Below are 25,762 nucleotides of genomic sequence, written 5' to 3' on the forward strand. Positions count from 1 at the left end.
CATGAAACGTTACCTATTGCCCGCGCTTTTTTCGATGCTCATGGCGCAGGGGGCTTACGCCGCTGCCTTCCAGATTTCCGATATTCGCGTCAACGGTTTGCAGCGGGTGTCCGCCGGCAGCGTATTCAGTGCGTTGCCGCTGAATATTGGTGACGAAGTGGATGACCCGGAACTGGTTGAGGCGACACGCTCCCTGTTCCGCACCGGTTTCTTCCAGGATATCCAGCTCGGCCGCGATGGCGATGTACTGGTGATCAATCTGGTTGAGCGTCCGTCGATTTCCTCCATCGAGCTGGAGGGCAACAAGGCGATCAAGAGTGAAGACCTGCTCAAGGGGCTGAGCGCCGCAGGTCTGGCCGAGGGTGAAATTTTTCAGCGTGCCACTCTGGAAGGGGTGCGCAACGAGCTGCTCCGCCAGTACGTATCGCAGGGGCGTTACTCGGCTGATATCGAAGCGCAAGTTATCCCTGAGCCGCGTAACCGGGTGGCGCTGAAGATCGTCATCGACGAGGGCTCTATCGCCGCTATCTCCCACATCAACGTGGTTGGTAACACGGTCTTCCCGACCGAAGACCTGGTTGATCTGTTCGAGCTGAAGACCTCTGGCTGGTTCTCGTTCCTGCGCAACGACGACAAGTATTCTCGTGAAAAACTGTCGGGTGACCTGGAGCGTCTGCGTTCCTACTATCTGGACCGTGGCTACATCAACATGAATGTGGCCTCAACCCAGGTGTCCATCACCCCGGACAAGAAAAACGTCTACATCACCGTCAACATCACCGAGGGTGAGCGCTACAGCATCAGCGACGTGCGTCTGTCGGGTGACCTCGTGGTCAGCGAAGACGAAATCAAACGCCTGATGCTGATCGAGCCGGGTCAGATCTTCTCCCGTCAGGTGATGACCTCGACTTCCGATCTGATCAGCCGTCGTTTGGGTAATGAGGGTTACACCTTTGCCAGCGTTAACGGCATTCCGGAAATCAACGAAGAAGACAAGACGGTTGCTGTTACCTTCTACGTTGATCCGGGCAAGCGTGCCTATGTCAACCGTATCAACTTCCGTGGCAACACCAAGACTGAAGACCAGGTGCTGCGTCGTGAGATGCGGCAGATGGAAGGTGGCTGGGCGTCGACCTATCTGATTGACCAGTCCAAAACTCGTCTCGAGCGTCTGGGCTTCTTCAAGGAAGTCAACGTTGAGACGGTTCCGGTGCCGGGCACCGACGACCTGATTGATGTGAACTACAGCGTCGAAGAGCAGCCGTCAGGCTCGGTGACGGCCAGTCTCGGTTTCTCCCAGAGCTCCGGTATTATCCTCGGCGGCTCGATCAGTCAGAACAACTTCTTCGGTACCGGTAACCGCGTCAGTATCGGTGCCAACCGTTCGGATTATCAGACCTCGCTGTCGTTCGGCTTCATGGATCCCTATTTCACCGTGGATGGCATGAGCTTTGGTTATAACGCGTTTTATCGTACGACTGACTACGATGAGCTGGATGTCGACGTAACCAGCTATGCGGTTGACTCCTACGGCGCCGGCTTCAACTTCGGCTACCCGATCAGCGACACTTCACGCCTTTCATTCGGCATGAGTGCCCAGCACGACAAGATCAAGAGCGGTATCTACACGGTGCAGGAGATTCTCGGCTTCCTCGACTCCGAGGGTGATAACTTCACCAACCTGTTCTTCGATGCATCCTGGTCCCAGAGCACCCTGAACCGCGGTGTATTCCCTGATCGCGGGCATTCTCAGAGCCTGAGCTGGCACGTAACCGTGCCGGGCAGTGACCTGCAGTTTTACACCATGGACTACCGTGGTCAGCGCTTCTTCCCGATGACCGAAGATCTGACCCTGCGTCTGCACACGGATCTGGGGTTCGGTCGCGGATTTGGCGGTACCGACCGCATGCCGTTCTATGAGCATTACTACGCCGGTGGTATCGGTTCTGTTCGCGGCTTTGAAGACAGCACGCTGGGTCCGAAGAGTACCCCGAATGCGAATGACCCGGATCAGGATTCACTGCCCTTCGGCGGTAACATCAAGCTGACTGGTGGTGCGGAGGTCATTTTCCCCGCTCCGTTCGTCAAGGATCAGCGTTCGTTGCGTACGGCCCTGTTTTTCGACGTAGGTAACATATACGATACCCAGTGCACACGGACCAAGACGGTTGAAGGCGACAACAATCCCGGCTGTGGCGATGTCGACCTCGGTGAGCTGCGTTACAGTGTGGGTGTAGGTCTGTCCTGGCTCACTGCACTTGGCCCGTTGGGTTTCAGTCTGGCGATGCCGTTGAATGCGGATTCGGCTGATGACGCTCAGGTCTTCCAGTTCACTCTCGGCCAGACGTTCTGACGTCAGACCAATAACAACGTGGTATAGAAATCAGGAGTTTTAGAGTGGGTAAGTTTACGCGTGTAGCGGTAATGTCCCTGCTGGCCCTGGCCAGTTTCCAGGCTTCCGCGGAGATGAAGATCGCCGTTCTGGATTATCAAATGGCCCTGCTGGAATCTGACGCGGCCAAGGCGTACTCGGTTGACGCCGAAAAACAGTTCGGCTCGCAGCTGCAGCGTGTGAAGAACCTGGAAGCCGAAGCCAAGCGACTGCAGGAGCGTTTGCAGCGCGATGGTGAGCAGATGGAACAGAGCGAACGCGAAAAGCTGGAGCTGGAATTCCGCCAGAAAGCGCGTGAATATCAGCTTCAATCCCGTGAGTTGAACGAAGCCAAAGCCCAGTCTGATCGCCAGATGCTGGAAACGTTGCGCCCCCGTCTGGATGCCGCTGTTGAAGGTGTGCTGTCTGCCGGTGGTTATGATCTGGTCCTGGACCGTGGCGGTGTGATTGAGGTGAAGCCTCAATTTGATATCACCCGTCAGGTTATCGAGCGTCTGAATAGCACGCGCTGATGGCCAACAATCTGTCTTTGTCCCTTGCGCGCCTGGCTGAAGAGCTCGGCGCGCAGCTTATTGGGGACCCGAAAATTGAAATCAGCGGCCTGGCAACGCTGCAGGACGCTGGTCCTGGTGAGCTTGCGTTTCTCGCCAATGCGCAATATCGCAAGTATCTGGCTGAGTCGCGCGCCAGCGCGGTGCTGTTGACCGAGCGCGATGCCGAAGGGTTCGCTGGCAACGCATTGGTGGTGGCTGACCCGTATCTGACCTACGCGCGTCTGTCGCATCGGTTTGATCGCAAGCCGAAGGCCTTGCCCGGTATCCATCCGACTGCTGTGGTGGCGGAGAGCGCTAAAGTAGACCCCAGTGCCAGTATCGGCGCGGGCGTGGTCATTGAGGACGGTGCCATCATCGGCGCCGGTGTAACCCTGAGCCCTCAATGCTATGTCGGCGCTCGTTCCAGTATCGGTGCGGGCGGCTGGCTGGCGCCGCGGGTGACGCTGTATCACGACGTTCACATTGGCGAGCGAGTGGTCATCCAGTCGGGTGCGGTTCTTGGCTCCGAGGGGTTCGGATTCGCCAACCACGGTGGACAGTGGCAGAAGATTGCCCAGATTGGCGGGGTTCGTATTGGTGATGATGTCGAAATCGGTGCCAATACCACTATCGACCGCGGCGCGCTGGCCGACACCCTGATCGGCAACGGCGTCAAACTCGATAACCAGATCCAGATTGCGCATAACGTGCAGATTGGTGATCACACGGCAATGGCGGCCTGTGTCGGTATTTCCGGCAGTACCAAAATCGGTCGACACTGCATGATCGCCGGTGGCGTCGGCATGGTTGGTCATATCGAGGTCTGTGATAATGTCTTTGTCAGTGGCATGACCATGGTCACGCGGTCCATCACCGAGCCCGGTGCCTATTCCTCCGGTACCGCGATGCAGCCAGCTGGCGAATGGAAGAAGAGCGCAGCACGTATCCGTCAACTCGACGGTATGGCCAAGCGCCTCCAGCAGCTCGAGAAACAGCTCGAGCAGGTGACTCAGCAGGCTTCAGACTCATCAAACGCCTGAGCAGCGCCCCACGGGTGCTTTTATCCTTTTCAGCAAGGCCAGCTATACATGGATATTAACGAAATCAAAGAATACCTGCCCCACCGTTACCCCTTCCTGTTGGTGGACCGGGTTCAGGAGCTGGATCTTGAGAACAAGCGTATTCGCGCTTACAAGAATGTCTCGGTTAACGAACCTTTTTTTAACGGTCACTTTCCGCAGCACCCAATCATGCCGGGTGTGCTGATCATCGAAGCGATGGCTCAGGCGGCTGGTCTGCTCGGTTTCAAGATGATGGGCGTCAAGCCAGCCGATGGCACGCTCTATTACTTTGTGGGCTCCGACAAGCTGCGCTTCCGCCAGCCAGTAGTGCCCGGTGACCAGTTGCAACTGGAGGCCAGTTATGTGAGTGACCGACGTGGCATCTGGAAGTTTGCCTGCCGTGCTACCGTTGACGGTAAAGAAGCCTGTTCAGCTGAAATTATTTGTGCGGAACGCAAGATATGAGTCGTATTCACCCTCTGGCGATTGTTGATCCGGCCGCGCGGCTGGCCGATGACGTCGAGGTAGGTCCCTGGAGTTATATCGGTGCTGACGTCGAAATCGGCGCCGGTACTGAGGTGGCTTCCCATGTGGTTATCAAGGGGCCGACGACCATCGGACGCGGGAACCGGATCTTCCAGTTTGCGTCGGTGGGCGAGGAGTGTCAGGACAAGAAGTACAAGGGTGAGCCTACCCGTCTGGTGATTGGTGACAACAACATCATCCGCGAAGGCTGCACCCTGCATCGCGGCACCGTGCAGGACCAGGGCATCACCCGTATCGGCAGCAACAACCTGCTGATGGCGTATGTTCACGTTGCGCACGACTGCGTGGTGGGCGATAACATCATCATGGCCAACAACGCGACTATCGCCGGTCATGTGCATGTGGGTGATGGCGCTATTTTGGGAGGCTACACGACGGTGCATCAGTTCTGTCGTATTGGCTCCTTTGCCATGAGCGCCGCCAATACCGCGGTGTTCAAGGATATTCCTGCGTTTGTCATGGTGGGGGGCAATCCCGCCAGCGCTCACGGCATGAACTTCGAAGGCATGCGTCGTCGCGGCTATTCCGCCGAACTGATCAGCGCGCTGCGCCGCGCCTACAAGGTGGTCTATCGTCAGGGCCTGACCACCAGTGAGGCCATGGCGCAACTTGCCGAAGCGGCTGAGCAGTTCCCGGAAGTGTCATTGTTCTGCACCTCCGTCACTGAGTCGACCCGCGGCATCACCCGCTGATATGGCTGGTATCGCCTCGGTTCGTTCGGACAAACCCCTGTGTATCGCGCTGGTCGCCGGTGAGGCGTCAGGTGATACGCTTGGTGCGGGTCTGATCGCCGCGCTCAAGCAACGCTTCCCTAACGCACGCTTTATCGGTATTGGCGGTCCGCGCATGCTGGCTGAAGGCATGCAGACGCGCGTTCCGATGGAGCGTCTGTCGGTCATGGGCCTGATCGAGGTGCTTGGGCGTCTGCGCGAACTGCTGCGTATTCGCCGCGAGCTGGTGGATTATCTCAAGCAGCAACAGCCGGATGTGTTCATCGGTATCGATGCGCCGGATTTTGCTCTTGGCGTTGAGCAGCGCCTGCGCGATGTGGGGATTCCGACTGTGCACTACGTCAGTCCGTCGGTATGGGCGTGGCGTGAGAAGCGGGTTCTGGGTATCGCTCAATCAACCGACCTGATGCTGACGCTGTTTCCTTTTGAAGAGGACGTGTACCGCCGGCACGGCGTTGCGGTGCGCTGCGTCGGCCACACGCTGGCTGATCGTATTCCGCTGGAGCCGGACCGTGCCGGTGCTCGGGAGACGCTTGGCCTGCCGACAGAAGGACGTGTGGTTGCGCTGCTGCCGGGCAGTCGCAATGGCGAGCTGCGCAAGCTGGGGCGGTTGTTCCTTGAGACTGCAGCCTGGTGCCTTGAACGCCAGCCTGACCTGCAGTTCATCATGCCCTGTGCCAGCCCGGAACGCCGTCAGCAGATGGACGCGATTTTGACTGAAAGCGGACTTGAGCTGCCGCTGACCCTGTTCGACGGTCAGGCTCACGAGGTGCTGGCTGCCTGTGATGCGGTATTGATCGCCTCGGGCACCGCCACGCTGGAAGCCATGCTGTTCAAGCGTCCGATGGTGGTGGCCTATCGTATGGCGGGGTTGACCTTCCGTATTCTCAAGCGGCTGGTCAAAGTGGGGCATGTGTCGCTGCCGAATCTGCTGGCCGGGCGCGAGGTGGCGCCCGAATTTCTGCAGGATGCGGCGACGCCCGAGGCTATGGGCGAGGCGCTGCTGGCCCGCTTGCTGCCGACCGCAGAGCGCGCCGAAACCGAACAGATCTTTATGGAGTTGCACCAGATGCTGCGTCGTGACGCCGATCAGTGCGCGGCTGATGCGGTTGCCGATCTGATGGACGAGCGCGGACGTCTGTGAGTCAGCTCAGCATGGACTGGTCGTTGCCAGCAGGCGAGGAGTTGGTCGCCGGGGTTGATGAGGTAGGGCGCGGTCCGCTCTGCGGCGCGGTGGTTACCGCCGCAGTCATCCTGGATCCGGCGCGCCCGATCGAAGGGCTCAATGACTCCAAGAAGTTGACCGAAGCGCGACGAGAAGCGTTGTTCCCGCTGATTCAGGAACGGGCGCTGGCCTGGTGCATCGCCCGCGCCGAGGTGGAAGAAATCGATCGGCTGAATATTTTGCACGCCACCATGTTGGCGATGCAGCGCGCAGTGGCGGGTCTGCAGATTCGCCCCGACCTGGTGCTGGTGGACGGCAACCGCTGTCCGGCGTTGCCGATGCGCAGTGAACCGGTGATCAAGGGGGATAGCCGGGTGCCGGCGATTGCGGCGGCGTCGATTCTGGCCAAGGTCGCGCGTGATCGTGAGATGCAAGAGCTCGACAAGCAATATCCCGGGTACGGCATAGCCGGTCACAAAGGGTATCCGACGCCAATCCATCTCGCCGCGCTACGTGAGCTTGGCGCGACCCCCATTCATCGTCGTTCCTTTGCGCCGGTACGCAGGGCGCTGGAACAGTAACAGGCTGCAGCGGTCACATCGTTCTGTATGCTGCGACTGGCCGCAGCTGCTCCCCGTCGCTACAATTCTCTGCCTGACGCTTCGCCATCTGAAACAGGATCTCCATGTCATTTTCCTTTGTTCACCTGCGTGTCCACAGTGAGTACTCTTTGGTCGACGGACTGGTCAAGGTTAAACCCCTGATCAAGGCTGTTACCGAGGCGGGCATGCCGGCGGTAGCGATTACTGACCAGAGCAACATGTGCAGTCTGGTCAAGTTCTACAGGGCCGCGATGGGCGGCGGCATCAAGCCGATTTCCGGCGTTGATCTGTGGTTGACCGATGCCGAAGACGACAGCGTGCTGACCCGTATCAGCCTGCTGGCGATGAACCCCAAGGGCTATCGCAACCTCACCGAGCTGGTCTCGCGCGGCTACACCGAGGGCCAGCGTAATGGTGTCGTGACAGTGCGTCGCGAGTGGATTGCCGAGGCCAGCGAGGGCGTCATTGCCCTGTCGGCAGCCAAGGAAGGGGAGATCGGTATCGCGTTGCTGTCTTCCAGCCCCGAGCGTGCCGATGAGCTGCTGGCCTATTGGATGGGGGTTTTCCCCGATCGCTTCTATCTCGAACTACAGCGCACCAGCCGCGTCAACGACGAGGAGCACGTGCACGCCGCCGTTGCACTGGCTGCCCGTACTGGCTGCCCAGTGGTGGCGACCAACGACGTCCGCTTTCTCAAGCGCGCTGATTTTGAGGCCCACGAGACCCGTGTCTGCATTGGTGAGGGCAGGGCGTTGGACGATCCGCGCCGAGTGCGCCAGTACAGCGAGGAGCAGTACCTGAAAACGTCGGAGGAGATGGCCGAGCTGTTCGCCGATATCCCCGAGGCGCTGGAAAACAGTGTTGAGATTGCCAAGCGCTGCAATATCGATGTCCAGCTGGGTACCTACTTCCTGCCGGAGTTTCCCATTCCGGATGGTCTGACCATCGAGGAATACTTCAAGAAGGTGTCCTTTGAGGGGCTGGAAGAGCGCCTGAAGGTGATTCTGCCGCCTGACACACCGGACTATGAGACCAAGCGCCAGGTCTATATCGACCGTCTCAACTTCGAACTCGACATCATCAATCAGATGGGCTTTCCCGGCTACTTCCTGATCGTGATGGACTTTATCAAGTGGGCCAAGGGTAACGGCGTGCCGGTAGGGCCGGGCCGGGGTTCCGGGGCGGGCTCGCTGGTTGCCTATTCGCTGCTGATTACCGATCTCGATCCGCTGGCCTACGACCTGCTGTTCGAACGCTTCCTCAACCCGGAACGTATTTCCATGCCCGACTTCGACGTCGACTTCTGCATGGAAGGGCGTGACCGGGTGATTGATTACGTGGCCGATGCCTATGGTCGTAACGCGGTATCGCAGATCATCACCTTCGGTACCATGGCGGCGAAGGCGGTGGTGCGCGACGTGGCGCGGGTGCAGGGCAAATCCTACGGCCTGGCCGACAAGCTGTCGAAGATGATTCCGTTCGAGGTTGGCATGACGCTGACCAAGGCATATGAACAGGAAGAGATTCTGCGTGATTTCCTCGCCAATGACGAGGAAGCCCAGGAGATCTGGGACATGGCGCTCAAGCTGGAAGGGATTACCCGTAACGTCGGCAAGCACGCCGGGGGGGTGGTAATCGCGCCGACCAAGCTGACCGACTTTGCGCCGCTGTATTGCGACGAATCCGGTGGCGGTCTGGTTACCCAGTTTGACAAGGACGACGTCGAAGCGGCGGGGCTGGTGAAGTTCGACTTCCTTGGTCTGCGGACCCTGACCATTATCAAGTGGGCGATGGAGACCATCCATCGAAAACAGCGCGAAGAGGGTGCAACTGACGAGGAGCTGGTCAACATTGACCTGATCCCGCTGGATGACGCGCCGACCTACAGCATGTTGCAGAAGGCGGAAACCACCGCGGTTTTCCAGCTTGAATCGCGCGGCATGAAGGAGCTGATCAAGAAGCTCAAGCCCGACTGCCTGGAAGACATGATCGCGCTGGTGGCGCTGTTCCGCCCGGGCCCGCTGCAGTCAGGCATGGTGGACGACTTCATCAACCGCAAGCACGGGCGCGAGGAGGTTTCCTACCCGCACCCGAACTACCAGTACGCCGGCCTGGAACCGGTGCTCAAGCCGACCTACGGCATCATCCTGTATCAGGAGCAGGTGATGCAGATTGCCCAGGTCATGGCGGGCTATACCCTGGGTGGCGCGGACATGCTGCGCCGCGCAATGGGTAAGAAGAAGCCGGAAGAAATGGCCAAGCAGCGCGGTGGCTTTATCGAGGGCTGCGCCAACAACGGCATTGATGCCGATCTGGCTGGTAACATTTTCGATCTGGTAGAAAAGTTCGCCGGTTACGGCTTCAACAAGTCGCACTCGGCGGCCTACGGCTTGGTGTCTTACCAGACCGCCTGGCTGAAGGCCCATTACCCGGCGCCGTTCATGGCAGCGGTCCTCTCGGCAGATATGCACAACACCGACAAGGTGGTGACGCTGATCGAGGAATGCCGCAGCATGAAGCTGCGGATCAAGGCACCGGACGTCAACGTTTCGGAATTCAAGTTCACCGTCGATGATGCCGGTGATGTGGTTTATGGTCTTGGCGCGATCAAGGGCGTGGGTGAAGGCCCGGTGGAGACCATCGTTGAAACCCGCATAGCTGGTGGCCCGTTCAATGACCTGTTCGACTTCTGTGCCCGGGTAGACCTCAAGCGGATCAACAAGCGGGTCATGGAAGCGCTGATTCGCAGCGGTGCGCTGGATCGCCTGGGTCCGTTCTTTGCCGAGGAAGTTCAGGCCTATCAGAAGCAGATTGATCGTAATCGCGCTGCCCTGATGAGCGCCATGGAAGAGGCAATCGCCTCTGCCGAGCAGACCGCACGCAGTGCCGACAGCGGTCATGATGACTTGTTTGGCGATCTGCTTGGACCCTCGACCGAGCGCGATGTCTACGAGCCCTATCGCAAGGTGCGCGAGTGGACGTTCAAGGAACGCCTGCGCGGCGAAAAGGAAACCCTCGGTCTGTACCTCACCGGTCACCCGATTGATGAGTATGAGCGCGAGATTCGTCGCTTTGCCCGCCAGCGCATCCTCGACCTTAAGCCTTCCCGTGATAGTCAAACCATCGCTGGTCTGGTGTTTGACCTGCGGGTAATGAAAAACAAGCGCGGCGACAAGGTGGGCTTTGTCACCCTGGATGACCGCTCGGCGCGGATCGAGGTGTCGCTGTTTTCCGAGGCCTACAATGCGGCGCAGGCGTTGCTGCAGAAGGACGCCATGCTGGTGGTCGAAGGGGAGGTCGCGGTCGATGACTTCTCCGGCGGCATGCGGGTGCGTGCCAAGCGCGTTATGAGCCTGGAGGAGGCGCGTACCGGGCTGCTCGATAGCGTGCGGGTGAACCTCAATGGCACTCGTCACGACGCCGCCGCGCTGAGCCGAATGGCAGGGCTGCTGCAGCAGTATCGCGGCGGTTGCCCGGTCACCATTGAGTATCAGCGAGCCGATGCGGCAGCGCTGCTGCGCCTCGGTGACGAGTGGCACGTGGAGCCGGCAGACGATCTGCTGCAAAGCCTGCGTGACCAGTTGGGCAAAGACAGCGTCTCTCTGCACTATAGATAGCGCAAAGCCGGGTGCTCGACGGGCGCCCGGCAATCCCGTAAGGTTATTTGCGAAACTTTTGGATGCCCGGTTCGGGCGCAAGCGGATGATGGATGCCTATGAGCAACAGCCAGAAATACTTGGAGTTTGAACAGCCAATTGCGGACCTGCAGGCCAAGATCGAAGAGCTGCGTCTGGTCGGCAGTGACAACGCGCTGAACATCACCGAAGAAATCACTCGGCTGCAGGAGAAGAGCAAGTCCCTGACCGAGAGCATTTTCGGCAACCTGAGCAGCTGGCAGGTCGCCCAGATGTCGCGTCACCCGCAGCGTCCGTACACGCTGGATTATATCCGTCACATCTTCACCGATTTTGAAGAACTGCACGGTGATCGCCATTTTGCCGATGATGCGGCCATTGTGGGCGGTATTGCGCGTCTGGACGGCCGCCCGGTGATGATCATCGGCCACCAGAAGGGCCGTGACGTGAAGGAAAAGGTACGCCGCAACTTCGGCATGCCCAAGCCGGAGGGTTACCGCAAGGCCTGCCGCCTGATGGAAATGGCCGAGCGCTTCAAGATGCCGATCCTGACCTTTATCGACACCCCCGGCGCGTACCCGGGCATCGATGCCGAAGAGCGTGGCCAGAGCGAAGCGATTGCCTGGAACCTGCAGGTTATGTCGCGTCTGAAAACGCCGATCATCGCCACCGTTATTGGTGAGGGTGGCTCCGGTGGTGCACTGGCCATTGGTGTCTGCGATCATCTGATGATGCTGCAGTACTCGACCTATTCGGTGATCTCGCCTGAGGGCTGTGCTTCCATCCTCTGGAAGAGCGCCGAGAAGGCCGCTGACGCGGCGGCTGCCATGGGCATCACCGCCGAACGCCTGAAGGAACTGGGTCTGGTTGATACCCTGATTCCCGAGCCGCTGGGTGGCGCGCAGCGCTCGCCTCAGGAAACAGCCGAGCGCCTCAAGCAGCAACTGGTGGAGCAACTGGCCAAGCTCGACGAGCGCACCCCCGAGCAACTGCTGGAAACCCGCTACCAGCGGCTGATGTCCTTCGGTATCCAGTAAATGCTGACACCGCAGGGGCTGCGCGAGCAGCTCAGCCCCTGTATGGGCGCCCCGGCCTGGTGGCTGGGGCTGTCCGGTGGTCTGGACTCCATGGTTCTGCTTGAGCTGCTGGTCCAGGCTCGCCAATCCTTTGATCTCCCCCCGTTGCACGCGATTCATGTTCATCACGGACTGCACCCCGAGGCTGACGCCTGGGCGGCGCATTGTCAGCGTGCCTGCGACGCCCGCGGTGTGCCGCTGACGGTGGTCCGGGTGCGAGTGGGGCAGAGTGCTAGTATCGAACAGGCCGCCCGCGACGCGCGCTACGCAGCCTTTGCCGAGGTGTTGCCAGACGGCGCCGAGCTGTTGCTGGCGCATCACGCCGATGACCAGCTGGAAACCCTGCTGTTTCGGTTGCTGCGGGGTACGGGCGTGCGTGGCCTGGCTGGCATGCCGCGTCGGCGACAACTGGGGCGCGGTTGGTTGTCTCGGCCATTGCTGGATGCGTCGCGTGCAGCGCTGGTCAGCTGGGCGCAGCGGCAGGGGGTGAGCTGGATTGATGATCCGGCCAATCAGGATGCGCGCTTCGCCCGCACCGCGTTGCGTCATCAGTTGCTGCCACGTCTGCGAGACGGCTGGCCGCAGATTGATCAAAGCCTGCTGCGGCTGGCGGATCATGCCCGTGAAGCCGGCGAGTTGCTGGATGAGCTGGCGCTCTCTGACCTGCGTGCTACTGCCGTCACCGAGCAGGATCCCTGGTTGCGGTCATGGCCGGGTCTTTTGCTGGCACCACTACAGGCACTGTCGCCAGCCAGGCAGCGAAATGTGCTGCGGTACTGGTTGCGTGAACACGGGGTGTTGATGCCTGACCGGCGGCACCTCGATCAATGGTTGCAGCAGCTGGTTGCCCCTGCCGATGCGCAGCCGGAGCTGCTGCTGGCGGATTGCCGCCTGTACCGTTCGTCAGATCGTCTCTGGCTGGTTAGTGGCGGCTGGCCGCAACGAGGTATACCGGAGTCGCTGTGCCCGCTGATTGAGCAGTCCTTGCAGGCCGGGAATGGTGTGCTCTGTTGTGCGCCGTCAACAGGCGGGTTGCGGGCTCCGGGGCTGGCTGGCTGGGAGGTTCGTTACCGACAGGGCGGCGAGCAGATAAAGCTGCCTGGGCGGCCGACACAGTCGGTTAAACAGCTGCTCCAGCAGGCCCGTGTGCCCGCCTGGCTGCGGGCTTCGGTGCCGTTGCTATACTCAGGCGGCGAGCTGGTTTCGGTGGCTGGGCGCTGGAATGCCGAGCAGGCTCTGGTGGACGGGATGCAGAGTGGTTTTACGGTCAGTTGGAAGCCTGTTTCGGATTGAGCAAGCGGGGCCTGTCTGGTATCCTGACTTCCCATCTTGACGAGACTTTGGCTGACCCTTCAGGTCGCCTCTGACTCCCTTCGATTTCCTCGCGGTGCAAGCCGCTTAACTGTTCAATCTATGGGTTTTTCATGACGCGCTACATCTTCGTCACGGGTGGTGTTGTTTCTTCTTTGGGCAAGGGCATTGCCTCTGCGTCCCTCGCGGCGATTCTCGAGGCGCGTGGCCTCAAGGTCACCATGCTCAAGCTGGATCCCTATATCAACGTGGATCCGGGTACCATGAGTCCCTTCCAGCATGGCGAAGTCTTCGTGACCCATGATGGCGCGGAAACCGACCTCGATCTGGGTCACTATGAGCGTTTCGTCAACGCGACCATGAGCCAGAACAACAACTTCACCACCGGCCGTGTTTATGCCGACGTGCTGCGCAAGGAGCGCCGTGGTGATTATCTGGGCGCGACCATTCAGGTCATCCCGCACATCACCGACGAGATCAAGAGCCGCATCATCAAGGGTGCTGGCGATGCCGACGTGGCGCTGGTCGAAATCGGCGGTACCGTGGGCGACATCGAGTCCCAGCCGTTCCTGGAAGCCATCCGCCAACTGCGGGTAGAAGTCGGCGCCAAGCGCGCGATGTTGATGCACCTGACGCTGGTGCCGTACATCGCCACTGCTGGCGAGACCAAGACCAAGCCGACCCAGCACTCGGTCAAGGAACTGCGCTCCATCGGCCTGCAGCCCGACGTGCTGATCTGCCGCTCCGATCATCCGATCGACCTGTCCTCGCGCCGCAAGATCGCGCTGTTCACCAACGTGGAAGAGCGTGCGGTCATCGGCCTGGAAGACGTCGACACCATTTACAAAATTCCGTCTGTACTGCACGCCCAGGGCCTGGATGACTTCGTCGTCGAGCGTTTTGGCCTGGAGTGCGGTCAGGCTGACCTGTCCGAGTGGGACCGTGTGGTTGACGCCAAGCTCAACCCTGAACACGAAGTCACCATCGCCATGGTCGGCAAGTACATGGAACTGCTCGATGCCTACAAGTCGCTGATCGAAGCACTCAGCCACGCCGGTATTCAGGCACGCACCAAGGTCAATGTGCGCTACATCGACTCCGAAGACATTGAGCAGAAGGGCACTGGCCTGCTGGACGGCGTTGATGCCGTTCTGGTTCCGGGTGGTTTCGGCTCCCGTGGTGTCGAGGGCAAGATCACTGCCGTGCGTTACGCCCGCGAAAACAAGATTCCGTACCTGGGTATCTGTCTGGGTATGCAGGTCGCGGTCATTGAGTATGCCCGTAACGTGCTGGGCTGGAGCGATGCCAACTCTACCGAGTTCGACAAGACCTCCGGTCATCCGGTTGTCGGTCTGATCACCGAGTGGCAGGACGCATCCGGTGAGACCGAGTTGCGTACCGAAGCCTCCGATCTGGGTGGCACCATGCGCCTGGGTGCGCAGGAGTGTACGCTCGAACAGGGCTCCAAGGCCTACGACTGCTACGGCAAGGACGTGATCGTTGAACGTCACCGTCACCGTTACGAGGTCAACAACAACCTGCTGCCCGATCTGCAGGCAGGCGGTCTGAACGTCTCCGGTCGTTCCGGCGACGGCGCACTGGTTGAAGTGGTTGAGGTCAAGGATCACCCGTGGTTCGTGGCGTGCCAGTTCCACCCGGAGTTTACCTCGACGCCGCGTTACGGCCACCCGCTGTTCAGTGGTTTCATCGGCGCCGCGCTGCGTCAGCACAAGAACGGCTGAGATTAAGGAAGAAGCTGGCTTATGGCACAGAAAATCGTGCGCGTTGGTGACATCGAGATGGCCAACGACAAACCCTTCGTTCTGTTCGGTGGCATGAACGTACTGGAATCGCGTGATCTGGCAATGCAGATCTGCGAACGCTACGTTGAAGTCACCAGCAAGCTGGGGATTCCCTACGTGTTCAAGGCCAGCTTCGACAAGGCCAACCGCTCGTCGATCAACTCGTTCCGCGGCCCCGGCATGGAAGAGGGGCTGAAGATCTTCGAAGAGATCAAGCGCACCTTTAACGTGCCGGTCATTACCGACGTGCACGAGCCTTACCAGGCCGCGCCGGTTGCCGAGGTCTGCGACATTATTCAGCTGCCGGCTTTCCTGTCCCGGCAGACCGATCTGGTTGTGGCGATGGCCAAGACCAATGCTGTGATCAACATCAAGAAGGCCCAGTTCCTTGCTCCGCAGGAAATGAAGCACATCCTCACCAAGTGTGAAGAGGCCGGCAACGACCGCCTGGTGCTGTGCGAGCGCGGTTCGTCCTTCGGTTACAACAACCTGGTCGTCGACATGCTGGGCTTCGGCATCATGAAGCAGTTCGAATACCCGGTGTTCTTCGACGTGACCCACGCCCTGCAGATGCCGGGTGGTCGCAGTGACTCGGCCGGCGGTCGCCGGGCTCAGGTTACCGATCTGGCCAAGGCGGGCATGAGCCAGGGCCTAGCGGGTCTGTTCCTCGAAGCGCACCCTGATCCTGATAACGCCAAGTGCGACGGCCCTTGTGCCCTGCGCCTGGACAAGCTGGAGCCGTTCCTTGGCCAGTTGAAGGCGCTTGACGACTTGGTCAAGAGCTTCCCGGTTCTGGAAACGGCTTGAGCCGCTACCGCTTTCACCCGATTGACCCGATATACGGAGCTAGCAAGTAAAGATGGCAAAAATCATTGATATCAAGGGCCGTGAGGTTCTGGACTCGCGTGGTAACCCGACCGTTGAAGCGGATGTAATCCTGGAAGGCGGCATCATGGGCAGCGCCTGCGCTCCTTCCGGCGCCTCTACCGGTTCGCGCGAAGCGCTGGAACTGCGTGATGGCGACAAGAGCCGTTACCTCGGCAAGGGCGTGCTCAAGGCCGTCGCCAATATCAATGGCCCCATCCGCGAGCTGCTGGTTGGCTGCGATGCGACTGCCCAGGCCGATCTGGACCGCGCCATGATCGAGCTGGACGGTACCGAGAACAAGGCCACTCTGGGCGCTAACGCGATCCTCGCCGTCTCCCTGGCTGCTGCCAAGGCGGCTGCCCAGGCCAAGGGCGTGCCGCTGTACGCGCACATCGCTGACCTGAACGGCACCCCCGGTGTCTACTCCATGCCGGTACCGATGATGAATATCATCAACGGTGGTGAACATGCCGACAACAATGTCGACATCCAGGAGTTCATGGTGCAGCCGGTTGGCGCCAAGAACTTCGCCGATGCGCTGCGCATGGGGGCGGAGATTTTCCATCATCTCAAAGCCGTTCTGAAGGCCCGTGGCCTGAACACTGCTGTGGGTGACGAAGGCGGCTTCGCGCCGAACCTGGCTTCCAATGAAGACGCGCTGGCAGCCATCGCCGAGGCCGTAGCCAACGCCGGTTACACCTTGGGTGACGACGTCACTCTGGCACTGGACTGCGCTTCCAGCGAGTTCTACAAGGACGGCAATTACGATCTGGCCGGTGAAGGCAAGGTGTTCGATGCGGCCGGTTTTGCCGACTACCTGGCGGGTCTGACCCAGCGCTACCCGATCATCTCCATCGAAGACGGCATGGACGAGTCCGACTGGGCTGGCTGGAAAGTCCTGACCGACAAGATCGGCGAGAAGGTGCAGCTGGTCGGTGATGACCTGTTCGTGACCAACACTAAGATTCTCAAGCGCGGTATCGACGAGAAGATCGGCAACTCCATCCTGATCAAGTTCAACCAGATCGGTTCGCTGACCGAGACCCTGGAAGCGATCCAGATGGCCAAGGCTGCCGGCTTCACTGCGGTTATTTCGCACCGCTCCGGTGAGACCGAAGACAGCACCATCGCCGATCTGGCTGTGGGTACCGCTGCCGGTCAGATCAAGACCGGTTCGCTGTGCCGTTCCGACCGCGTATCCAAGTACAACCAGCTGCTGCGTATCGAAGAGCAACTGGGTGACAAGGCGCCCTACAAGGGTCGCGCCGAGTTCCGCGGCTGATCGGTCTGGCGGGTACGCGTGAGCGTACCCGCCATTCCTCGACAGGAGCATTCGGCTTGAAATGGCTCTGGCTCATTGCGCTGTCGCTGCTGGCGGCGATGCAGTACCGACTCTGGGTCGGCGAGGGCAGTCTTGCCCACGTTTCCCAGCTGAAGCAGCAGATTGCCGAGCAGCAGCGCGAGAACGAACAGCTGCTGGAGCGTAATCGTGTGCTGACGGCAGAGGTCATTGAACTCAAGCAGGGGCTGGAAACTGTCGAAGAGCGTGCCCGTCGTGAGCTGGGCATGGTCAAGCAGGGCGAAACCCTGTTCCAACTGAGCGACCAATGAGCGTCGCTACACCCGATTTCTGGGTCGTTCTGCCCGCCGCCGGTGTCGGCGCGCGTATGCAGGCAGACCGTCCGAAGCAATACCTTCTCTGGGGTGAACGCACCCTGATCGAACACACATTGGCCTGCTTCCTGGATCAGCCGGGATTGCGCGGGTTGGTGGTATCCCTATCTGCAAATGATGGCTGGTGGCCGATGCTGCCCTGTGCGCAGGATACGCGTATCACCCGCGCAGTCGGCGGACGCGAGCGTGCGGACTCGGTACTCAATGGCCTGATTGCGTTACGCGAGCAGGGCGCGGCTGATGACGACTGGGTGCTGGTGCACGATGCGGCTCGCCCCAATCTGACCGATGGCGATCTACACAAGCTGCTGGACACGCTGGGTGATGATCCGGTCGGCGGTCTGCTGGCGGTGCCGGTGCGCGACACCCTCAAGCAGATTGGCCCGGATGGCCGGGTTACGGCCACCCCGGACCGCAGCCAGTTCTGGCAGGCCTATACCCCGCAGATGTTTCGCCTTGGGGCACTGCAGCAGGCGTTGACTGATGCGCTGGCAGCGGGTGCGCTGATTACCGATGAGGCCTCGGCCATGGAGTGGGCCGGGCAGGCGCCGTTGTTGGTTGAGGGGCGGGCCGATAATCTGAAGATCACTCGTCCTGAGGATCTTGAGTGGTTGCGGCAGCGCGACTGTTGATTTTTCTTGCTAGCGTCTGAGCTGGCTTCCTTGCGTGGCATCGATGCCTTTCGGGCGCAGCATGCTGTGCCCCTACGCCAATTTCTGGAACCTGCGCTGGGCCCCCTCGTAGGGACGCGACATGTCGTGCCGCGCGCATGCCACCCCGAGCGCCGTGATTGCAGTCATCTTAAACGCCGTTGGTCGTGCCCGTCTGTTTGCAATTGACCGATACCATGCGAATAAATAAGCTGTACGTATATACAGTGCATTTATGAGGTTTCCATGGGCGCGGTGGTTGCACTTGATCGGTTGCTGGAGACGCGGCGTGTCTGGCGTGGGCGGCAGCAGAGTGAGCCGGTTGCCGAACAGCCGACTGGGCACGCGCAACTGGATGCGGTATTGCCCGGTGGTGGCTGGCAGCTGGCTGCGCTGAACGAGATTTTGCTGGGGCAACCCGGCAGTGGCGAGCAGCAATTATTGTGGCCGCTGTTGGCACGACTGACCCAGGCAGGTGAGCGGGTGGTACTGGTGGGGGCGCCGGCGATTCCCTTTGCCCCGGCCTGGCAGGCGGCGGGTGTGGTGTTGGCGCAGGTATCGCTGCTGCAGGTCAGTGGCGCTGAGCGGCTATGGGCGGCGGAGCAGTGTCTGCGCTCGGGCAGCTGTGGTGCTGTGCTGTGCTGGCCGGAGCAGGCCGATGACCGAGCCCTGCGACGGCTGCAGGTGGCGGCTGACAGCGGCCAGGCCCTGGCCTTTGTGTTGCGCCATCGGCGTGCTGCTGACAACCCGTCACCGGCTGCGCTGCGTCTGCTGCTGGATAACCAGCCTCGGCAGTGGCGGGTTCTCAAGTGCCGCGGTGGCGTGCCTCCGGCACGGCCAGTCCCGGCGGCATTCTGAGGTCATCATGCGCTGGCTTTGCATTCTCTTTCCCCAGCTGGCTCTGGATGCGGTGCTGCGCAGTCGGGAGGACGCCGACGTGCCGTTGGCTCTGCTCGGCGGGCCGCCGCAGCGGCGGGTGCTGCAAGCGGTCAATGGGGCAGCGCGTGCCGAGGGGTTGCGATCAGGGCAAAGTCTGACCCACGCGCGCATGTTGCTGGAGCGCTTTGACACGGTTGAGCATGACCCGGCGCAGACCGAGCACTGGCAGCAGTTTCTGGCCAGTTGGGCGTACGGCTTCAGTGGTCATGTGAGTCTGGATTTCCCCCGTACCCTGTTGTTGGAGGTGGCGTCCAGTCTGCGTCTGTTCGGTCCATGGCCTGAACTTGAGCTGCGTCTGCGTGCTGAGCTGCAGGCGCTGGGCTTTCAGCATCGGCTGGTGCTGGCGCCCAATCCGCTGGCGGCGCGGGTGCTGACCAACGTGGCGGATGGGCTGGCGGTGGACGAGCAGGCGCTGCAGACCGAGCTGCTGCGTCTGCCGGTGGCGCGCAGCGGCCTGCCGGGCGAGCTGGTTGAGAGCCTGCAGCGCATGGGCCTGCGCCGACTGCAGCAGGTGCTGGAATTGCCGCGAGACGGCCTAGCCAAACGCTTCCCGCCCCAATTGCTGGCGCATCTTGATCAGTTGCAGGGGCATCATCCGCTGGCGCTGAGCTGCTATCAGCCGCCAGATCATTTTCGTCAGCGCATCGAATTCAACTTTGACGTTGAGACGAACACCTCGCTGCTGTTCCCGCTGCGGCGCCTGATCAGTGATCTGGCGACCTTTCTGGCCGGGCGTGACTGTGGGGTGCAGCGCTTTGTACTGATTCTGGAGCACCGTCGCCAGCCCGCCAGCGAGGTGCCGGTCGGCTTGCTTGGGGCCGAGCGTGACTCCGAGCGGCTGTTCGAGTTGGCGCGGGGACGGTTGGAGCGTATCGAGCTGGCCGCGCCGGTACAGGCGCTGACCCTGCTGGCCGAAGATCTGCCGCGCTTTGTACCCGCAGCAGCAGAGCTGTTCAGTAACCGGCCGCAGCAGTCGCAGAGCTGGTTGCAGGTTTGTGAGCGGCTGCGTTCACGTCTTGGCGATAAGGTGGTGCAGCCGCTGGCCGCGGTGGATGAACATCGGCCCGAGCACAGCTGGCTGGCTGTGGAGCGGGGCGACACCGCAGCGCGCCCGGCCGGGCCGCGGCCGGGATGGCTGCTGGCCGAGCCGGAGCTGCTCAATGACCTGTTCCCGCGGGTACTGGCCGGGCCGGAGCGAATCGAATCCGGCTGGTGGGACGGCGACGACGTTCGGCGTGATTACTACCTGATCGAAACCCGCGACGGGCGTCGGGCCTGGGCCTTTCATGCCGCCGGTCGCCCCGGCCCGTTCTGGGTACACGGGTGGTTTGCATGAGCGTGGGCTACGCGGAACTGCATTGCCTGTCGAACTTCAGCTTTCAGCGTGGGGCGTCCAGTGCGCAGGAGTTGTTCGCCCGCGCTCGCCAGCACGGCTATGACGCCCTGGCGATTACTGACGAGGGCAGCCTGGCGGGAATCGTCCGTGCCTGGCAGGCGGCCCAGGAAGTGGGGCTGAAACTGATTGTTGGCAGCGAGATTCAGCTGGAGAACGGCCCCAAACTGGTGTTGCTGGTCGAGAACCTGACCGGCTATCAAAGCCTGTGTCGGTTGCTGACCCTGGCTCGTCGCCGGGCTGGCAAGGGCGAGTATTGTCTGCGGCTTGAGGATCTGACCGATGGACTCGACGGTTTGCTGGGCCTATGGCTGCCGCGCCACGGTCAGGATGAAGAGCACGGCCGGCAACTGCAGCCGCTGCTGCCGGGGCGTCTGTGGCTGGCAGTCGAGCTGCACCGTGGGCCGGACGATGCGCGCAAGCTCGATCAACTGCAGGGGCTGGCGGCGCGGCTCGGTCTGCCCTGTGTCGCCAGCGGTGACGTGCATATGCACGTACGCGGGCGACGAGCACTGCAGGACACTCTGACCGCGCTGCGTCACCACTGCACGGTGATGGAGGCGGGTAGTCGGCTGTTTGCTAACGGTGAGCGTCACCTGCGCAGCCTGTCGGCGCTGGCGGCGATCTACCCGTCAGCGCTGCTGGAGGAAAGCCGCCGTATCGCGGCGCGCTGCCGGTTCGACATGAGTGAGCTGCGCTATCAGTATCCGCGCGAGCTGGTACCGGAGGGGCACACCCCGTCCAGTTGGTTGCGCGAGCTGACCTGGCGTGGTGCGGCCTGGCGCTGGCCGAACGGGGTCGGCGACAAGGTGCGTACGCAGCTGGAGCACGAGCTGGCGCTGATCGCCGAGAAGGCCTACGACAGCTACTTCCTCACTGTGCAGGACATCGTCGCCTTTGCCCGTGAGCAGCACATTCTCTGTCAGGGGCGCGGGTCTGCCGCCAACTCGGCGGTATGTTTTGTGCTGGGGATCACTGAGCTAGACCCAGGCCGCAGCAACCTGCTATTCGAGCGTTTTATCTCCCGTGAACGGGATGAGCCGCCGGATATCGACGTGGACTTTGAGCACGAGCGGCGCGAAGAGGTCATCCAGTACATCTTTCGCCGTCACGGTCGTGAGCGCGCCGCGTTGACCGCGGTGGTTACCCGTTACCTGTCGGCGGGCGCGGTACGCGATGTGGCACGGGCACTCGGGTTGCCGCAGGAGCAGATTGATCAGCTTGGGCGCTGTTGCAGTCGCTGGAGCAAGCAGCTGCCCAGTGCCGAGCGGCTGGCCGAGGCAGGGTTCGACGTAAACAATCCCTGGCTGCACCGGGTGCTGACGCTGGCGGGCGAGCTGATCGGTTCTCCCCGGCACCTGTCGCAGCATCCGGGCGGCTTTGTCATGTCGGATGCGCCGCTCGATACCCTGGTGCCGGTGGAGAACGCCAGCATGGCCGACCGTACGGTGATCCAGTGGGATAAGGACGATCTGGACGCGGTCGGCATGCTCAAGGTCGACGTGCTGGCGCTGGGGATGCTCAGCGCGCTGCGTCGCACCTTCGACCTGTTGCGGCGCCACCGTGGCCGTGATCTGACGCTGGCAACTATTCCGCAGGATGATTTGCCGACCTACGAGATGATCAGCCGGGCCGATACCGTCGGCGTGTTTCAGATCGAGTCGCGGGCGCAGATGGCGATGCTGCCGCGGCTGCGCCCGCGCTGTTTCTACGATCTGGTGATCCAGGTGTCGATTGTGCGGCCCGGGCCGATTCAGGGCGACATGGTGCATCCCTTCCTGCGGCGCCGTAATAAAGAAGAAGCGGTCGACTATCCCTCACCTGAGTTGCGCAAGGTGTTCGAGCGCACCCTGGGCGTGCCGTTGTTTCAGGAGCAGGTGATGGAGTTGGCGATTGTTGCTGCTGGCTACACACCGGGCGAGGCGGATGAACTGCGCCGCTCAATGGCTGCCTGGAAGCGCCACGGCGGGTTGGAGCACCACCGGCAACGGTTGACCGAGGGCATGCTGGCGCGCGGCTACAGCCAGGCCTTTTCCGAGCGCATCTTCGAGCAGATTAAGGGCTTTGGCAGCTACGGCTTTCCCGAGTCCCACGCCGCCAGTTTTGCGTTGCTGAGTTACGCCAGCAGTTGGCTGAAGTGTCATGAGCCGGCAGCCTTCACCTGTGCGTTGATCAACAGCTGGCCGATGGGGTTTTACAGTCCGGACCAGCTGCTGCAGGACGCCCGCCGCCACCAGATCGAAATCCGGCCGGTGGATGTGCGCTGCAGTGACTGGGACTGTTCGCTGGAAGCGGTCAAGCAGGAGGGGGCGCAACCGGCCATTCGCCTTGGCCTGCGGCAGGTGAAAGGCCTGAGTCGGGACGATGCCGAGCAGCTACTGCGGGCGCGCGCCCAGCAGGACTTTGCCGATGTCGCTGATCTGGCCCAGCGTGGCGGCTTGGGTAGCCGTGCCCGCGCCCAGCTGGCTGACGCCGGAGCGCTGCGCGGACTGGCGGGCAATCGTTTTCGGGCACGCTGGGCAGTGGCAGGCGTCGAGCCGCAGTTGCCGCTGCTTCAGGCGCAGCACGATCAGGCCGAGAGTCCGGCGCTGATTCCGCAACCCTCGGTGGTGGAAGATATGGAAGCCGATTACGCCAGTCTCGGTACCAGCATGGGCCCGCATCCGCTGGGACTGTTGCGTGATCAGCTGCGCGAGCTGGGTTGCCGCAGTTCTCGGGAGCTGTTGGCAATGTCGCCAGACCAGCTGGTACGGGTGGCCGGGCTGGTGGTCGGTCGCCAGCGTCCGCAGACGGCCACCGGGGTGACCTTTGTCACCCTGGAAGACGAGTTCGGCATGATCAACGTGATCGTCTGGAGCGATCTGGCCGAGCGGCAGCGCTCGGTGCTGCGTGGCTCGCGCCTGCTGGAAGTGCGCGGGCAGTTTGAGGCGCGCGACGGGGTGCGTCATGTGATCGCCCGGCAGCTGCACGACCTGACCGGGCTATTACACAAGCTGGATGTCCGCAGCCGGGATTACCGCTGAAAGCCGTCGAAGAAGGCTTCGACCTCCGCCGGATCAAGCTGGTCGATATGCGGTGGTTGCCAGCGCGGCTGCTTGTCTTTGTCGACGATCAGCGCGCGCACCCCTTCCATGATGTTGCCCTTTTCGAACCACTGTCGACCGATGTGCAGTTCCATGGCAAAGCAGTTCGCCAGTGGCAATGAGCGACCACGCAGCAACATGGCCTGGGTGACGGCCATCGCCAGCGGCGAGCGATTGTCGATGATCTGGACGGTGCGCTGGGCCCAGTCGCGGTACTCGGCCCGCTGTTCGCTGGCCAGTGAGGCGCGGATTGCAGCGATGTCGGGTTGGGCAAAGTGCAGATCGATGGCCGGTTGCAGCGCCTCTAGCTCGGCTGCGGGCAGCTCAGCGTCTGCCAGTGCGGCGACCTGATCGCGCAGGCTGCCGTCAGCCGGGTTGAAGCTGTCGATCAGGCTGTTCAGCTCGCTCAGTCTGTCGCTGTTGATGCACAGGTCGCCGAGACCGGCATACAGAGCGTCGCTGCTGCCAACATGGTTGCCGGTGATGCCCAGGTACATGCCGAGTTGACCCGGCAGGCGCGACAGGAAATAGCTGCCGCCGACATCAGGGAAGTAGCCAATGCCGGTTTCCGGCATGCCGAGCCGTGAGCGCTCGGTCAGCAGACGGATGCTCGCGCCCTGCGCCAGCCCCATACCGCCGCCCAGAACAAAGCCATCCATCAGCGCCAGAATCGGTTTGTGGTAGGCGTGGATGTAAGCGTCCAGATCATATTCTTCGCTGAAGAAGGTTTCCGGCTCGTGGCTGCGGCCGGCCAGATAGCTGTCGTACATGTGACGAATGTCGCCGCCGGCACAGAAGGCGCGCTCACCTGCGCCGCGCAGAACCACTGCTGCAATCTGGGGATCATTCGCCCAGCGTTCCAGTTGTTGGTGCAGCTGGCGCACCATTTCCAGCGTCAGTGCATTCAGTCCGGTTGGGCGATTCAGGGTCAGATGGCCAATGTGGCCTCGGCGTTCAGCCAGCACCGGTTGGGTTGAATCAGACATGCAGGATCTCCATCAGGTCGTTGCCTGGGTAGCGGAAATGTGGTCGGGATGCCGTTGTTCGCGCACCAGCAACGCCAGCAGTGCGCTGGCCAGCAGGCAGAGCGGAATGGTGCTGGCTGCAATGGCAAAGCTGCCGTGCTCCAGATCTACCAGATAGCCCAGCAGTGGCTGGAATATCAGCGCGCTGCCGATGCCGACCATGTTGACGAATGCAATAACGGAGCCTGACACCTCGGTGGGTTCGCCTTCTTTGGCCATGGCGAAGGTAAGCATCTGGCCGCCGCCGAACAGCCCGCCCATGAACAGCAGTGCAGCACTCTGCAGTACGCTGGTGGTGGGGCCGTAAATGGCGAGGCTGTAGGCCAGTGCGGCCAGCAGGGCGGTAACGACTACCAGCCATTTGCGGTGGCCGAGCCAGTCGGAGACGATGCCGGACAAAACGCTGCCGGCGGCCATGCCCCAATAGATCATAGAGACCGCAGTCTCAGCCTGGACCGGAGACAGGGTGTGATCCTTGATCATTTCCTGCTGCCCCCAGAGCCCGGCGAATACGTTGACCGGCATGTAAAACAGGGAGCCGACCACGGCTATAAGCCAGATTCGACGGCTGCTGAAAACGGTACGCAGCGGAGCGAGCAGGTGGCTGTTGCGGCTTTCATTGGTGCGCACACCGTGCAAAAACAGGAACGCCAACACAAACAGTCCGGCACCCGCTGCGCCGGTCAGCAGAAATACCGGACGCCAGCCGTTGACTTCGATCAGGCCGGATAGCGCCACCGCACCAACTGCGGCACCCAGCATGCCCATGGCATTGACTATGCCGGAGAGCACGGCGAAGCGCTCCGGTGCGAACTGGTGGTTGACGACGTAAAGTGCGCCGACGAAGGCGAAGGAGGCACCAAAGCCGGTCAGCAAGCGACCGACTGCCGTCAGCGCGAGCTGATTGCTTGCGGCGAACAGTGCGGCACCCAATGCGCATAACAGTACTGCAGGTACGAGGGTGCGACGCACGCCGAAGCGATCCAGAGCGAGTCCGACAACCAGCTGCATGGGGGCATAGACCCAGAAAAACAGGCTGGCGAGTACGCCGAACTCGGTGTTGCTGAGGCCTAGAAAGTGGGCGATATCGGATGCCGCCAGGCTAGGCTCGATGCGAACGACGAACTCAAAGAGAAAGAACAGACAAACGCAGGTGAAGGCGAGCCAGCGCAGTGAGGGTTTTTTAATAGTACTGTGCATGTTGTTTCTCTTGCAGGAGAGACCGGCGTTGTCCGGTACGGCAATGTTCAGTGCCGCAGTATAGGGGAGTGGGTAAG

General features: G+C 61.3%; 20 protein-coding genes. 18 read left to right on the top strand and 2 right to left on the bottom strand.

Features of this window, described 5'->3' with window-relative positions; all coding sequences use genetic code 11:
- Position 1: 1 nt before the first annotated feature.
- The 18 genes from bamA to C1949_RS02930 all read left to right on the top strand — a co-directional run bounded on the left by bamA (position 2) and on the right by C1949_RS02930 (position 23,400).
- On the top strand, positions 2-2,353 hold the full coding sequence (bamA, locus tag C1949_RS02845) for an outer membrane protein assembly factor BamA (RefSeq protein WP_104736972.1): 2,352 nt from the start codon (positions 2-4) through the stop codon (positions 2,351-2,353).
- Positions 2,354-2,397: 44 nt separating this feature from the next.
- On the top strand, positions 2,398-2,904 hold the full coding sequence (locus C1949_RS02850; protein WP_104736973.1) for an OmpH/Skp family outer membrane protein: 507 nt from the start codon (positions 2,398-2,400) through the stop codon (positions 2,902-2,904).
- Entirely contained in the window at positions 2,904-3,965 is a 1,062-nt protein-coding gene (gene lpxD / locus C1949_RS02855; RefSeq protein WP_104736974.1) for a UDP-3-O-(3-hydroxymyristoyl)glucosamine N-acyltransferase, read from the top strand. Before C1949_RS02850 ends, lpxD begins: the two co-directional genes overlap by 1 nt.
- A 48-nt stretch (positions 3,966-4,013) precedes the next feature.
- Positions 4,014-4,451: a 3-hydroxyacyl-ACP dehydratase FabZ gene (fabZ, locus tag C1949_RS02860; RefSeq protein ID WP_104736975.1), complete on the top strand. Its 438-nt coding sequence runs from the start codon at positions 4,014-4,016 to the stop codon at positions 4,449-4,451.
- Positions 4,448-5,224, top strand: coding sequence for an acyl-ACP--UDP-N-acetylglucosamine O-acyltransferase (gene lpxA / locus C1949_RS02865; RefSeq protein WP_104736976.1), 777 nt, complete (start codon positions 4,448-4,450; stop codon positions 5,222-5,224). The genes fabZ and lpxA overlap by 4 nt, the downstream gene beginning before the upstream one ends.
- 1 nt (position 5,225) lies before the next feature.
- Complete coding sequence (lpxB, locus tag C1949_RS02870; RefSeq protein WP_104736977.1) at positions 5,226-6,407, top strand: lipid-A-disaccharide synthase; 1,182 nt, start codon at positions 5,226-5,228, stop codon at positions 6,405-6,407.
- Positions 6,408-6,418: 11 nt separating this feature from the next.
- The gene (rnhB, locus tag C1949_RS02875; protein WP_104737197.1) at positions 6,419-7,009 is read left to right on the top strand and encodes a ribonuclease HII; all 591 of its coding nucleotides are present in this window, start codon (positions 6,419-6,421) and stop codon (positions 7,007-7,009) included.
- Positions 7,010-7,113: 104 nt separating this feature from the next.
- Positions 7,114-10,647: a DNA polymerase III subunit alpha gene (gene dnaE, locus C1949_RS02880; protein WP_104736978.1), complete on the top strand. Its 3,534-nt coding sequence runs from the start codon at positions 7,114-7,116 to the stop codon at positions 10,645-10,647.
- A 98-nt stretch (positions 10,648-10,745) separates the two neighbouring features.
- The gene (gene accA / locus C1949_RS02885) at positions 10,746-11,702 is read left to right on the top strand and encodes an acetyl-CoA carboxylase carboxyl transferase subunit alpha (protein ID WP_104736979.1); all 957 of its coding nucleotides are present in this window, start codon (positions 10,746-10,748) and stop codon (positions 11,700-11,702) included.
- On the top strand, positions 11,703-13,034 hold the full coding sequence (tilS, locus tag C1949_RS02890; RefSeq protein WP_104736980.1) for a tRNA lysidine(34) synthetase TilS: 1,332 nt from the start codon (positions 11,703-11,705) through the stop codon (positions 13,032-13,034). It abuts the gene before it with no gap.
- Positions 13,035-13,165: 131 nt separating this feature from the next.
- Positions 13,166-14,794, top strand: coding sequence for a CTP synthase (locus C1949_RS02895; RefSeq protein ID WP_104736981.1), 1,629 nt, complete (start codon positions 13,166-13,168; stop codon positions 14,792-14,794).
- Between the two features lie 21 nt (positions 14,795-14,815).
- Positions 14,816-15,661 carry a 3-deoxy-8-phosphooctulonate synthase gene (kdsA, locus tag C1949_RS02900; protein ID WP_104736982.1) on the top strand — a complete coding sequence of 282 codons (846 nt, stop codon included), beginning with the start codon at positions 14,816-14,818 and terminating at the stop codon, positions 15,659-15,661.
- 52 nt (positions 15,662-15,713) lie between these two features.
- A complete protein-coding gene (gene eno / locus C1949_RS02905) occupies positions 15,714-17,003 on the top strand; it encodes a phosphopyruvate hydratase (protein ID WP_104736983.1) in 1,290 nt (429 codons plus the stop codon).
- Positions 17,004-17,101: 98 nt separating this feature from the next.
- Entirely contained in the window at positions 17,102-17,332 is a 231-nt protein-coding gene (locus C1949_RS02910; protein ID WP_088273905.1) for a septum formation initiator family protein, read from the top strand.
- A complete protein-coding gene (gene ispD / locus C1949_RS02915; protein ID WP_104736984.1) occupies positions 17,329-18,027 on the top strand; it encodes a 2-C-methyl-D-erythritol 4-phosphate cytidylyltransferase in 699 nt (232 codons plus the stop codon). Before C1949_RS02910 ends, ispD begins: the two co-directional genes overlap by 4 nt.
- 264 nt (positions 18,028-18,291) lie before the next feature.
- On the top strand, positions 18,292-18,903 hold the full coding sequence (imuA, locus tag C1949_RS02920) for a translesion DNA synthesis-associated protein ImuA (RefSeq protein WP_104736985.1): 612 nt from the start codon (positions 18,292-18,294) through the stop codon (positions 18,901-18,903).
- Positions 18,904-18,910: 7 nt separating this feature from the next.
- The gene (locus C1949_RS02925; protein ID WP_104736986.1) at positions 18,911-20,320 is read left to right on the top strand and encodes a Y-family DNA polymerase; all 1,410 of its coding nucleotides are present in this window, start codon (positions 18,911-18,913) and stop codon (positions 20,318-20,320) included.
- Positions 20,296-23,400 (top strand): error-prone DNA polymerase, encoded by a 3,105-nt coding sequence (locus C1949_RS02930; RefSeq protein ID WP_195826128.1) that lies wholly within the window; start codon positions 20,296-20,298, stop codon positions 23,398-23,400. The genes C1949_RS02925 and C1949_RS02930 overlap by 25 nt, the downstream gene beginning before the upstream one ends.
- Here C1949_RS02930 and C1949_RS02935 read toward each other — a convergent pair.
- Positions 23,391-24,446 (bottom strand): enoyl-CoA hydratase/isomerase family protein, encoded by a 1,056-nt coding sequence (locus C1949_RS02935; RefSeq protein WP_104736988.1) that lies wholly within the window; start codon positions 24,444-24,446, stop codon positions 23,391-23,393. The two genes, C1949_RS02930 and C1949_RS02935, sit on opposite strands and share 10 nt — an antisense overlap.
- Before the next feature lie 12 nt (positions 24,447-24,458).
- Positions 24,459-25,685, bottom strand: coding sequence for an MFS transporter (locus C1949_RS02940; protein WP_104736989.1), 1,227 nt, complete (start codon positions 25,683-25,685; stop codon positions 24,459-24,461).
- Positions 25,686-25,762 lie beyond the last annotated feature (77 nt).

The sequence above is a fragment of the Halopseudomonas oceani genome, from assembly GCF_002903165.1.
In the GTDB taxonomy this organism is placed as follows: domain Bacteria; phylum Pseudomonadota; class Gammaproteobacteria; order Pseudomonadales; family Pseudomonadaceae; genus Halopseudomonas; species Halopseudomonas oceani.